Genomic DNA, 12,644 nt, shown 5'->3' on the forward strand with positions numbered 1-12,644 from the left:
ATCCTTCGATGCCCTCTTTAACCACAAATTCATTCGTTAAATAATCAAATCTTCCGCATAACGAACCAACTTTTTTTCTTCTGAGCTACGTAAGAATGGATACGAATGAATAGAACTACCCCTCGATTCAAGTAAGAACCAATATATACTATCAAGACCCATTTCTAAACTTAACTTAGATGCACCACCAACACGGGGATTACATTCGATAATATGACACTTGCCGTCGGCATCAACAATGTACTGTAGTACTGCATGTCCTGTCAGTCCAATTTGCTCAGCAAACGCTGCAATCATTCGTTCCATAGACTCATCCCGTACAGTATATGTTATTTGTGATTCGCCATTTACAATATAGTCCCTTACTCTTAAAATGACACCTTTGCTTATCGAGTCTTTATTTAAAAATATATCTGCGCTATATTCGACACCTTCAATATACGGTTGAAAAATTGGCTCCTTCAGTGTTTTGGCATGTTTTAGAGCCTGCGTACGATCCAATGCTAGTCCGATGCTTACAGATCCTGCCCCATACCTCTCCTTTACGACATGAAGCTCTTCACTTGACGTTGGAATATGATTAAATGCCGGAATAGCATATGTACTCCACTCTTTTGATTTTTCGTAGAATGCAAGCTTATCCAGGCACATAGCTATAACTTCTGGTTCTGACACAAATACTCTGATATTATTTTCTAGTAACTTCAGCTTGTGATCTGCAAAATATTTTAATTCCCCATCACGAGTGGGAATAATATATTTCACATTGTTTTCGATACAGTATTGAATTAACGTATCTACTGTTAGATCAGCAAGGTTTGGCATTAACCAAAAATGATCCACAAATTGACGGGCAATAGCCTTAGAGTTACTATCTGCACCTATTATTCGAATAGGTGTGCCCAATTTCATAATAGCCTGACGTACAGATTTAACGAGTGGCACTTTTTTGGAAACACTCGTAATAAGGAGCGATTCAACTTTAAGTTCCGCTTTTTTATTATTCTGATAGGAATAATATTGTATCAATTCAGGGATGGTATCCTCTAGCTGTCTTTCAGGATGCCAACCAGTTATATTACTGAACTTAGCCATGTCAGCTTGGCTTGCTTCATATAAAATAGAACTGTCTGCCTCAACAAATTTCATGTTAGGGAAATAGCCCTTCAAAATTTCAATTATTTCCTCTACCCTTCTTGCATTACCATTCCCCAAGTTGACAATACCTTCTACCCCGTTGCCAGCAAGTTGCAATAGTCCCTCTGCTACATCCTCTGCATATATGTAATCAAACATTCCTTCTTTGCGAAACACTTGTATCTCTTCATTATTTAATAGAGCACGAATCCATCTGGATATAATATCTTTAGAATCCTTACCATAAACTCTATAAATTCTCGCATAAACTGTTTTGAATTTTTGCATTTCTGAAAGGAATCTCAATTCAATTTCATGCAATAGTTTCGCTGCTCCACATAAATTTCTTGGATAGACAGGAGCTTCTTCTGTGAGTAGGTATGGAGCTTTCGCAGGAGCGTTAAAGTTATATAGCTCTGGATTGTAAATTAAATAGCTAGAAGCAAAAACAACTTGCTTAACTGAAGATATGTCCTTTAAAACAGACATGATGTGATGGCTCAATTTCACATTATGTTGATTGTTTTCCTCCCAAAATTCAGCCGTCTCAACAGAACGTTCAAAGGTAGCTGCAAGATGAAACACAAATTCAGGAGCAAAGTGAACTAGCTCCTCTTTTGTAATATAATTCAGATCCCCTTGTCTATAAAGCACAGCCGCTGGCAAATTGGCAGGTCTTTCTTTCAGATCACCAACTAATATGATCGCACCCTGTTCTAACAATTTGTTCACAAGTGATGTTCCAATGACACCAGCCCCACCTGTTACGAACACTTTTGTATTATTAAACATGAACTTCCCCCCTTAAGCACCCATGTAACAACGAATCTACAAAATTGCCATTAATGTTGACATGTTGACGCATAGCTCCTTCATACTTGAATCCATGCTTTTCTAAAATCGATATGTGCAATTCACGAATATTGAACGTTTCTGTATATAATCGATTTAAACCTATTTCATGAAAAGAAATATATTTAATAATTTCTAAAAAACTCCCAAAATCATTTATATATATTTCTTTATTAGACTCATAACTTCTATTGGTATTAACTAAATATGATATTTCAGCTCGCTTATTATCCCAATCAATATTTGTCAATCCACCATATCCGATTAAACTTCCATTCGACATATAACTGAATAGCATCATTCGCGGCTCTTCTTCAGTGAACGTAGGCACAACTACTTTCGAGTAATAATTAAGCTGATCCTCATCGGTTATCCATTTTTTTTGCCGTAGAACATCCATTTGTTCATTACGCCACTGTTTAATAAATAGAACATCTTCTGACCTCAACGGTGTAATTGAATAATCGTAAAAATGCTGTTCCTGTTTTATTAATTTTTTATACATTACTCTGCCACCTTATTCTCTCATTCACCTAGTTTTTTCTGTTCAATATGAGCATTGAGTTGTAATAGATATGGGTTCTGATCTATGAATCCAATAACCCTCTTCCAATCAAAAACATACTCATCAGCTTGAAAGTAGTTCATAATCTCTTGTAATAGCTGATAATCCTCTTCTGTATCCAAAGTCCACCGATGATGTGAGTAATCGGTCTCATGGGTATAAAAAGCCAATCTAAACATTTGAGGGTTTTGATAAATAAATGGTGTAACATGTTCAAATTGGATTGGTGAATCAGCTAGTGTGTATGCTTCTTCCAACGCCATCATTGAAAACACTTCTGTATCCAGTCCTCTTGGGAACGTACGAATATAAGAATTGCTTACATAATCAACATTCTGATCTATAAAATATTGAATAACTTCATTAGTTAAATCTGGATCAACTATGGGGCAATCAGAAGTAATACGTACAATTACGTCCGCTTTTGCTTGCTTTGCTGCTTCGTAATATCGTGAGAGAACATTTTCTTCACTACCACGATAATAGGAAACGTTTAATTTTATCGCTTCCGCTACTATTACTTCATCAGCTTTGTTTGTCGTAGTTGCTATAACTATTTCATCTATCAACGTAACCTTCTTTAAACGCTCTATACAATGAGATAATACCGTTTTGTTGCCCAATTTCATTAAAACCTTCCTTGGCAATCGGGTAGAGTTCATTCTTGCTTGAACAATCGCTACAATCTTCATACGCTAGTCCACTCTTTACTGTTTATGCTCGTTTTTATAAGATTGTTATCAGCTAGTATTTCACTAACTTGTGTTTTGGAAATTGCCGAATCATTATGAGAACTATAACTTTTTACCTTTGCAGGATTAGCATGTAAATACAATCTTTGACCAACAAATGAATTGGGGATCAAAAACATCCTATTAAACTCAAGCGCATGGGCTGCCTCTTCCTGAGTCATTAGTTCTTCGTACATTTTTTCGCCTGGTCGCAAACCAATTTCATCCATAGCAATACTGTGCGGGTTTATACCGATACGTTTTGCCACCTCTTGCACTACACACTCAGCTAGATCCTGCAATCGAATAACAGGCATCTTTAGAACAAATATTTCTCCACCTTGTGCCTTCATTAAAGCTTCAATTGTCAATTCTGTCGCTTGTTTTAGGGTCATCATAAAGCGACTCATATTTCTATCAGTAATCGTTATTCTTGATTTTTCAATGATTTGGCGCTCAAATAGAGGGATGACCGAACCTCTCGATCCCATTACATTACCGAAACGAACAGCTGCAAATATCGTTTTTCCCGCACTACCATAATATTGAGCTGCTGCAATTAGTCGCTCTGCCATAAGTTTAGATGCACCATATGTATTTGTTGGTGATATAGCCTTATCCGTGCTTGTAAAAACCGTCTTCTTTACTCCACAATCAAGAGAAGCTTGAATAACATTTTGTGTCCCTATAATATTTGTCTGTACCGCTTCGAAAGGATTATATTCACAAGAAGGAACATGCTTCATAGCAGCAACATGGAATACATAGTCGATATCCTGCATGGCTCTCCTGACACGCTCATAATCTCTAACGTCACCAATTAGAAATCGAATATTGGATTGATGTCTCATTTGTTGCTGCATCTCGAATTGCTTATGCTCGTCTCGACTAAAGATTCGAACAACGTCTGGCCCATCCTGCAAAATTGTATTAAGGAGAGATTGTCCGATCGTGCCTGTACCACCGATGATAAGCACTTTCTTGTTTTTGAAGTAACCTTCCATTGTTATCCCTCCATACATAACATTATTTTTCTTGAAATAATCTACTGAATGCCACTTTCATTATATTTTTTAGCTCTGGTGTTTTACCTATCATAGTTCGAACTATAGGTTGCATGATCTGAATAGCAAGCTCAGCCTTCTTAATTAAATTAGATTCACCCGCAAACTCCGGCAGGTCCCGTTCAAATTCTAGCAGTTCATTTCTACAAACTTTAACGTATAGACTCTTAAATGAATCGCTTTGCACCGTGAGCTTCCAATTTGCATCAATTGATTGGAACATCTTCAGCCCTTTATTAGAATTATTTTTACATACTATTTTTAAATCATTAAATTGCTTATCTATTATATTTAATCGTTCATCAATCGAAATTATTTCATTTGATAATTGCAACATACGAGATTTAATTAGTGAAACTCGCATCTCACCATAGCCTTGTAACTGTTCCAATTCTTCAATAAAAAATGTTGGTGATACTTCTGTATTTAATAGGAAACCTAACACTTCCTCTAACGGCTGAAAAACAGTATGTCTGATTTTAGCACCTTTACTTGATGAATTAATAAATCGTATATCCGCTTTATCTTTAATTAAACCCTCAATATCGGCTAATGTCTGTTCCATTTGATAATTGGAACGATTGATGCCGCCTTTTACATTTTCAACTACCAGATTTGCACTATCAATAGTAGCGTTCAAGATCGCTTCAGATATGTGTTGTGCGCCTAACGCGTATACACTATTATTTGGAAACGATAGATCTTGTCCCGTAAATACAATTGTATTGCATCCCATATAAATCGCTGCTTGTACTGCAGTCCCCGTAACTGAGAGGGTAGAGGAAAAACGTGGTTCCTCTTTGCTCAAGCCCATAACATAATCCATTGTACAATCGTTATCTAAAAAAGAATGCAACAGGTTACCGTGATTCTCATCAATAATTTGATACTGAATCATAGGAGCGTATAATAATGGAATTTCCCCGATATCTATGTTCTTAAAAACATTATAGTTCGGTTCTCCCCCATCAATAGATACAATAAGATGTGGTTTTATACCATAATGAAGCAACGACTGAATTGCCGACCCTGCAGCAATTAGAAATGAGTGATTTTCAAGCTTCTTTAACGTTCCAATATCCGCCTCTAATGAAGGACCTGCTCCAATAATAATAGCTGTCATTCCACTAAATTTATTACATAAGCCTGCAAGAGATGGTTTTGTTAAAGTAGTATTTAGATTATATAAGCTATTTCGCACCCATTCCATGCTGAATTTTTCAGTGTTTGCAAGGGAACTGTTATAAGTAGCAATAGCCTTTGCTGCATCTTTAAAAAATTCTTCTTTATTTTCCTTACCAATAGAATCATATACAGTCAGTGAATAGAACTGCGGAGCACCCTTTGCATATCTTGCGAAACTATAAAACATCTTCTCTATTCGTCCCTTGCTTACACCAACAACAAAATCTACAACTTTACATTGTTCAAATACTCTCTTAAGATCAACAACTTCCATTGCTGCCAGTAGTATTTGCACATCAGGTTCATAAATGTATATTCTCTGTTCCGGATACAAAGCAGCATAACGTTCGATATGATATCCAAATCCAAATCCGTAGAAAAAGAGACTAGTTGTTCTCCCCTCTGCTCCAACAGATTGTTTGCTGCACCACCGCTCAACTTCTTGAGCAGGATTATACCTACTATACAGGTATATTTGCTCTTGTTCATTTAAATCGATATAAAGGTTCGCGTCACCATTTTTACTATATACAATTTGATGGCTATGACGATTTCTCTCTACTAAACTTATTTGTTGATATAGCATCGGTTTATTAAGCTTCAGATACTCAACATTGTTTAGAAACCGTTGATCAAGTGCTTGTCTATCCCATCCCAACTCAACAGCTAATTGCTCAAATAACGGCACTAATTCAAAGATCATATAATCACTAGCACCTATATAATCTTCTTTATCCATACAAGCATTCATAGCTTGAAACGTCTCTTTAAGTTCCTTACATGTCAGTTCTATACTTGGTTGTACAGCAACCTTAAATCCTAATCCGTTCATATAGTCGTTAACATTAACTAGCGTTTTATAAAGATCATTTATACCTTCAATGACTTCACCGAAATGTTCCCATCCCGAGCTAGTTAATGGATCCAATATATCATCAGAGATTTGGGTGCAAGCCTCAATTAATTGCGGTAAAAACAATTTTATATCTGCAAAAACCATGTTCATTTCTGCTATTTGTTGATCCATCATTCAATCCCCTCCTTACACCTACTCTATATATCGGACTTCATTCTTAAAAACATAATAAAAACCCGTTAGAAATACCTCTAACGGGTTTTTGTAATTATTACCAATACAATGATTACGCTTGATTTAATCTATCTATTCTCATTATCGATTCATCAATGTATTCTAGTAAATGAACATTTATGTCTGCCATTTTATCGATTAGCGTACCCAGTATTTCAACGAACAACTTCGCCTTATTTTCAATATTCTTTTCATCTGCTAACTTAGGTAACTTTCTGTCAAATTCATGTATGTCCCCTCCAATTGCATATGCATATATGATTGTAAATATTTTATCACTTACGATTAAACCCCACTGGTCTTCAATATCCGCCATAGATTCCAAACATTTATCCGGATTAGTACAACTAAGACCAAGCAATGTATTCAGACGTTCCTTTACTTTCTTTATAACAGTGTCAATATCTTCAACTAATTGAGGGAGTTCTCTTAATCTTCCTTCAACCTTAGCTTGTCTTGAACTATCATGACATTCACCTTGAACACTTAATAATTGTTTGATCCGTTCTCCTACCTCTTGCTGACTACTCAATCGATCCAGAACACTTTTCAACGGTTCAAAGCGAGTATGCTCTATCTTCGCTCCCAATTGACTGGCATTTATAAAAGTCACATTACGAGTTTTTTCAATTTGTTCTTCAATATTGCCTAACGTAGTCTGCATTTTCATATCCGTTTTATTTTTCCCGCTCTGTACATTTTCTACATACTTATCTGACTTCGTAACAGTAACCATTTTCGTTTCTTCACTTACATGCTTAGCTCCAGGAGCATACATACTCTCAGTGGGATAAGAAAGATCCTGCCCCGTAAAAATAATTTCTTTGCAGCCCAAGTAAGCAGCAATTTGAATAGCTGTTCCAGTAACTGAGTAAGTAGGTTCAAAAATAGGATCTGTTTCATGCTCTCCCATTAAATAAGATGTTATCGTATCACCCACTAGAAACGCATGCATTGTATTATTTAATTGTCGATCAACAATTCGATACTCGATTTGCGGAAGATAAACGAAAGGAATATTGCTTCGATCGATATGTTTAAACGCATCGTAATTACTTTCTCCTCCATCCATTGACACGACTAGATGAGGAGTAATGCCAAAATGCTGCAATGATTGAATAGCTGAGCCTGCTGCAATAATTACAACATAATCCCTTAATCGTTTTAATACTTCAACATCCTTTTCTAATGACGGTCCGGCACCTACAATGACAGCAGACATCTCGCTTAATACTTGATATTTATTTGATAGTGAAGGAGTATTCAGGTTGGACGAGAGATTATATAAAATATTTTTAGTATGCTGTAATCCTGAAAATTTCATCGTGGCTATATTAACAATATAGCTCCAAGCCTCTTGGTGCACTATATCTTTAAATTCAACCTTTTGATCGTAATACAATTGATTATACATCGGAATATCTATATTACTGACCTTGTTGTCATTAACATAATAAAATCCCTTTACAATCCCTTCTATTCTACTTTTATCAACACCAACAACCAGCTCTTGAACATTCGCTGCTTCGAATAGTAATTCCAATTCCACTGCATACATTGCAGCAAGCAATACCTGCTCATCCGGCTCAATCAGATGTACTTTCATATTAGGGCACCGTCTGGAAAATGCTGATAAGTGATGCCCCAATCCTAGACCATACACGAGAATATGCTGAATTCCTTCCACTGTACTCGCCGTAGCTTCAGCCCAACACTTGGCTTCGTTTAAAGGGTTAAACAGACTATATAGTGGTTTCGAATGCCCTTTTTTATTCCTAATATATATATTTGCTGTTCCATCCTTAGCAGGTATTAACTGATAATTCACAATGTCCCTTGTAATTCCCTCTATCTTATTTAAGGCATCAGGATGTGATAACTTTAGGTAAGTACTATTTTTTTTAAATCTCTGTATACTAACTTCCCTTTTTTCTCCGAAGCTAATAGAAAGGGACTGAATAATAGATATAAATTCGTACTTCATAATATCCCCAACTGCAACATGCATATCATTACCTATATAATCATTCAGAGAAGAAAATCTACTCTCCATCTCCACAACAGCATGACTTATAATAGGTTGTATACCAAAATCAATGTTTGCATCCAATAACCCTTTATCTATACCATACAACGACGTATACAAGTCATCTAATCCAGCTATAACCTGATGGAACACACCCCAGGATTCTTCCGTCATTCCATCATAAAATAATTCAGCAGTTGATTCACAAGCTTTCCGTAGTCTTGGTAAAAATCCCTTAATTTCTTCTATCGTTTCAAATATCTCTTCAACCGCTATATTCATTATTGCACCACCCTTATGACATTACTTAAATATTATATCGGTATATTTAAAATAGATAATAAGAAAAGCTGTCAGGAAAAAATACCCAACAGCTTTTCGCTATTCCTTCCGATCGATAAAGTAACTTTCCGATGGAGATAATTGCTCATACATGTTCTTTTGCATCTGTGACGCTTTAAGCTTAGCAAGCCCTTGAGATGCTTCTTCTTTTAGAAATTCCATTCGACCTATGATTGCATTATCATACTGCCTGATTTCCTGTAGCATCTCTTTCTCGTCTAACGACAGTGGACTAATGCTACTAAGCTTACTGATTACATCATCACGAAGCTCGAGCAACTCATTGAGATCATCTTCATCAATCATATCGATTCGTTCAATCATCCGCTTAGTTTCGTTCAATAAGTGTGTGATATTCTCATCCATATCAAATTGAATCCACTGCAATATGTTGGTTTCCCGTTGCTCCATTGGAAATTTGCTTCCATGATTCCAACATCTCCAGCAAATGTGTAACAACTTCCTCAGCAATTGTTGCATCTTTCTTCATATTCGCCTGTATCAAACAATGTAACATGTAATCATATATTCTGACTAAATCATTTGATATAGCATAGTCGAAATTGAGTGATGCTGCTAATTCATTAATAACGGCTTGCGCCTTTAAGAAATTTGTATTCGCCGCTTCATAGTTACGTTTATGAACAGCATCAATACCTAACCTTGTAAAACGAACTGCTCCCTCATAAAGCATAATGATCAACTTTCCACCATTCGCTGTCTGAACGGAAGATTGCTTGTAAATTTGATATGGTGAGTTTACCAAATTCTACACCCCTTTACTTATAAACTCTTCAAGGATCCCGCTTGCGCATTAAACTTGTTAATTGCAGTTTCCATTGCAGTAAATTTTTTGTAATATTGTTGCTCAATCATACTGAGGCGCCTCAGCATAGCACGCTCACGTCCTTTCATCTCAGCGATTTCCTTACTTAGTATTGAATCTGAACGAAAATTTCCCGTTAAATCAGTACTAACAAGAGAGGTTCCTGCTTTTTTCGAGAGATCTGTTAATGCACTCATACTAGAATTAGACATTGATCTGAAAACGCCTTTACTATTATCCATGAACAGACTTGTAACTTTATCCGAATCAGTATCCAACGCTGCTCTGAGCTTCTTCTCGTCGAGAATGAGCTTACCCTTCTCGGTATAGCTCCCCGTTGTGATTCCTATCGAGATACTGTTTCCTGCCTCATCTTTAATACCGCCAATTAATGAAACCGCAGCAAGTCTAAGCTCTGACGCCAGCTTAGTCAGTGTATTATCATTCCGTAATGATCCATTACGAGCTTTTTCTTCCCAACGTTTAATATCATCATCAGTCATTGCTTTTTTCTCATCGCTCGATAATGGGGTGAAATCGCGACTTTTCACTTCTGCAAGCTCTGAATTTATAGCACCCATTAAACTATTGTAATCTGCAATAAATGACTTGATTGTGTCAACAATTTTATTGTTATCTTGTTGCGCACTGATTATTGAGGGGCTACCCGCTATCGTCTGAGCCTTCACTGTAAATTCAAAGCCATTAACTGAGAACTGATTATTTTTGCTTGTATAGTCAATACCATTGACCGTAACACTTGCGTCTGCCCCTGCAGTTATCGTCGTTTTTGTGACGCCTATATTCGGCATACCGGCTACGTTTAATCCGGCTGCACCTGTTTGGGTTGCTGCCAGCGATAGTTTACCACTCGCATCAAATACTGCAGTAGCTTTTAATGTACCACTATTAGCATTAATAGCCGCTGCTAAGTCAGCCAACTTAGCATCTTTCGCTACTGTAATCTTTTTACCATTAATCATAGCTGAGACATTATTTGTAGGCGTAGGAACACCTCCCACCATTTCCGTTTCCACTATAAATCCAAGCTGCTCTAACGTGTTTGTAGGGTTAGAAAAAGTGTATACATCATTTGCAGCAGTCGCAATCTTTGTAACGTTTACAGCTAAATTTCCTGCCGCACTAGAATTTGTTTTATTTATAGTCAATGCGTTCGTATCACCGCTTATTTGCGCCGTTTTTGCACTGATTACATTAGAGTTGTTATAAGCGAGAATCTTATTGTTACGAAAATCAACTATCTTCGTACTTATTGCACGATAATCTTCTTGTTTCCATTCCGCCCTAGTTCGGTTCTTGACCATCTTGTCATAAGACGATTCACGAGCTTTCATAAGCTTCTTAACCATCGCATCAACATCCATACCTGAAGCCAATCCAGAAAGTCTCATTTTATAAACTCCTTCCTATACTTTTTCGTCGATCATCATCCCGGTTAATTCGATAAGCCTAGCAGCAGCATCCAATAATTTTTCTTCCGGGAACTGCCTAATTACTTCTCCGCTTATTTTATCTTTAATTTTATAAACAACCTGATTCGATTCCTTATGAATAGATCTTTCAACTGATGTTTCTGGACCTTGTATGGCTTGTAATATACGTTCTAGACTTCTTTTCAATTGCGGTCGATCAAGGGAATCATTTATTGCTTTTTCTTCTTTATTATCGACTAGTGATTCAATCCGCGACCCGATGTTTGTGTGTCTGTCTGTTATATACCCTGTCGTGGTGTTGACTGATGAAATATTCATCATCGTTATCCCACCTCAATTATTATTATCGGACTAATAGCGTATCTTTGTTAGTCCCATCTAGAGGAAAAATGTATATTTTTATATAGTTAAAGAAAAGAGACCTTGGATACTCCAAGATCTCTTTCTGAAATACCGAGAATTAACGAAGCAAGGACAATACGCCTTGCGGCTGTGAGTTTGCTTGTGCAAGCATCGATTGAGAAGCTTGAAGAAGAATGTTGTTCTTCGTAAGCTTAACCATTTCACTAGCCATATCTGTATCACGGATACGTGATTCAGATGCTGTTAGATTCTCAACAGTTGTGCCAAGGTTGTTCGAAGTGTACTCCAAACGGTTTTGTTTAGCACCCAGTGTTGCACGTTGCGTAGAAACAGCTTTAATTGCAGTTTCAATATCTGCAAGTGCAGTAGTTGTTGCTGAAGCTTTAAATTTCGTTGCTTGACCAACAAATGCTGATTGCTTAACCCCTGCGATAGTAATCTGTTGTTTGCTGTCATCTGCTTGAATTTTAACACCAGAAGTACTATTAATCTTGATTCCGTTAAATGTTGTCGACGTCATAATGCTGTCGATTTGCGAAGTTAGTTCTGTTAGCTCAAGATCGATGTTCCCCTTATCGGATGTTGAGTAAGTACCAGTCGCTTTTTGAACAACAAGCTCTTTAATACGACCCAACATGGAGCTAACTTCGTTCATTGCGCCCTCAGCTGTTTGTACGAAGGAGATTCCGTCTTGAACGTTCTTTTGCGCTTGCTCAAGACCACGGATTTGACCGCGCATTTTTTCGGATACTGCAAGACCTGCAGCATCGTCAGCCGCACGGTTAATACGAAGACCTGAAGAAAGTTTCTCCATACCTTTACCTGCTGCAGCGTTGTTAAGACCCATGTTACGGTGTGTGTTCAAAGCTGTAATGTTGTGATTAATACGCATTGTTATTTCCTCCCTGAAATTGTGATTTAGTCCCACATCCATGTGGTAGGCTATTTATAATAACCCTATTAGGTATATCGACAGGATTTCAGATAAATTTATAGTTGAGTTCGCTTT

At 36.9% G+C, this 12,644-nt stretch carries 11 protein-coding genes; all 11 read right to left on the bottom strand.

Annotation, left to right across the window (positions count from 1 at the left end):
- Positions 1-36: 36 nt before the first annotated feature.
- Positions 37-1,929: an NAD-dependent epimerase/dehydratase family protein gene (locus MFF31_RS06190; RefSeq protein WP_238187193.1), complete on the bottom strand. Its 1,893-nt coding sequence runs from the start codon at positions 1,927-1,929 to the stop codon at positions 37-39.
- Complete coding sequence (locus MFF31_RS06195; protein ID WP_238187194.1) at positions 1,922-2,494, bottom strand: GNAT family N-acetyltransferase; 573 nt, start codon at positions 2,492-2,494, stop codon at positions 1,922-1,924. Before MFF31_RS06195 ends, MFF31_RS06190 begins: the two co-directional genes overlap by 8 nt.
- Before the next feature lie 20 nt (positions 2,495-2,514).
- Positions 2,515-3,246, bottom strand: a complete 732-nt coding sequence (locus MFF31_RS06200; RefSeq protein WP_238187195.1) for a cytidylyltransferase domain-containing protein — start codon at positions 3,244-3,246, stop codon at positions 2,515-2,517.
- Positions 3,243-4,289, bottom strand: coding sequence for an SDR family NAD(P)-dependent oxidoreductase (locus MFF31_RS06205; protein ID WP_238187196.1), 1,047 nt, complete (start codon positions 4,287-4,289; stop codon positions 3,243-3,245). Before MFF31_RS06205 ends, MFF31_RS06200 begins: the two co-directional genes overlap by 4 nt.
- Positions 4,290-4,311: 22 nt before the next feature.
- A complete protein-coding gene (locus MFF31_RS06210) occupies positions 4,312-6,564 on the bottom strand; it encodes a motility associated factor glycosyltransferase family protein (protein ID WP_238187197.1) in 2,253 nt (750 codons plus the stop codon).
- A gap of 112 nt (positions 6,565-6,676) precedes the next feature.
- Complete coding sequence (locus tag MFF31_RS06215; RefSeq protein WP_238187198.1) at positions 6,677-8,932, bottom strand: motility associated factor glycosyltransferase family protein; 2,256 nt, start codon at positions 8,930-8,932, stop codon at positions 6,677-6,679.
- Positions 8,933-9,031: 99 nt separating this feature from the next.
- On the bottom strand, positions 9,032-9,403 hold the full coding sequence (fliT, locus tag MFF31_RS06220; RefSeq protein ID WP_238188596.1) for a flagellar protein FliT: 372 nt from the start codon (positions 9,401-9,403) through the stop codon (positions 9,032-9,034).
- Positions 9,360-9,758 carry a flagellar export chaperone FliS gene (fliS, locus tag MFF31_RS06225; RefSeq protein ID WP_238187199.1) on the bottom strand — a complete coding sequence of 133 codons (399 nt, stop codon included), beginning with the start codon at positions 9,756-9,758 and terminating at the stop codon, positions 9,360-9,362. Before fliS ends, fliT begins: the two co-directional genes overlap by 44 nt.
- A gap of 17 nt (positions 9,759-9,775) precedes the next feature.
- A complete protein-coding gene (gene fliD, locus MFF31_RS06230; RefSeq protein ID WP_238187200.1) occupies positions 9,776-11,230 on the bottom strand; it encodes a flagellar filament capping protein FliD in 1,455 nt (484 codons plus the stop codon).
- Between the two features lie 15 nt (positions 11,231-11,245).
- Positions 11,246-11,593 (bottom strand): flagellar protein FlaG, encoded by a 348-nt coding sequence (locus tag MFF31_RS06235; protein ID WP_238187201.1) that lies wholly within the window; start codon positions 11,591-11,593, stop codon positions 11,246-11,248.
- 139 nt (positions 11,594-11,732) lie between these two features.
- Positions 11,733-12,527, bottom strand: a complete 795-nt coding sequence (locus tag MFF31_RS06240) for a flagellin N-terminal helical domain-containing protein (RefSeq protein WP_238187202.1) — start codon at positions 12,525-12,527, stop codon at positions 11,733-11,735.
- Positions 12,528-12,644: the final 117 nt, after the last annotated feature.

The organism is Paenibacillus sp. L3-i20 (assembly GCF_022180385.2).
GTDB lineage: Bacteria > Bacillota > Bacilli > Paenibacillales > Paenibacillaceae > Pristimantibacillus.

Bases quoted from the DNA above. Each gene is read 5' to 3' on its own strand.
- MFF31_RS06190 (WP_238187193.1), bottom strand. From the start codon at position 1,929: ATGTTTAATAATACAAAAGTGTTCGTAACAGGTGGGGCTGGTGTCATT.
- MFF31_RS06195 (WP_238187194.1), bottom strand. From the start codon at position 2,494: ATGTATAAAAAATTAATAAAACAGGAACAGCATTTTTACGATTATTCA.
- MFF31_RS06200 (WP_238187195.1), bottom strand. From the start codon at position 3,246: ATGAAGATTGTAGCGATTGTTCAAGCAAGAATGAACTCTACCCGATTG.
- MFF31_RS06205 (WP_238187196.1), bottom strand. From the start codon at position 4,289: ATGGAAGGTTACTTCAAAAACAAGAAAGTGCTTATCATCGGTGGTACA.
- MFF31_RS06210 (WP_238187197.1), bottom strand. From the start codon at position 6,564: ATGATGGATCAACAAATAGCAGAAATGAACATGGTTTTTGCAGATATA.
- MFF31_RS06215 (WP_238187198.1), bottom strand. From the start codon at position 8,932: ATGAATATAGCGGTTGAAGAGATATTTGAAACGATAGAAGAAATTAAG.
- fliT (WP_238188596.1), bottom strand. From the start codon at position 9,403: ATGGAGCAACGGGAAACCAACATATTGCAGTGGATTCAATTTGATATG.
- fliD (WP_238187200.1), bottom strand. From the start codon at position 11,230: ATGAGACTTTCTGGATTGGCTTCAGGTATGGATGTTGATGCGATGGTT.
- MFF31_RS06235 (WP_238187201.1), bottom strand. From the start codon at position 11,593: ATGATGAATATTTCATCAGTCAACACCACGACAGGGTATATAACAGAC.
- MFF31_RS06240 (WP_238187202.1), bottom strand. From the start codon at position 12,527: ATGCGTATTAATCACAACATTACAGCTTTGAACACACACCGTAACATG.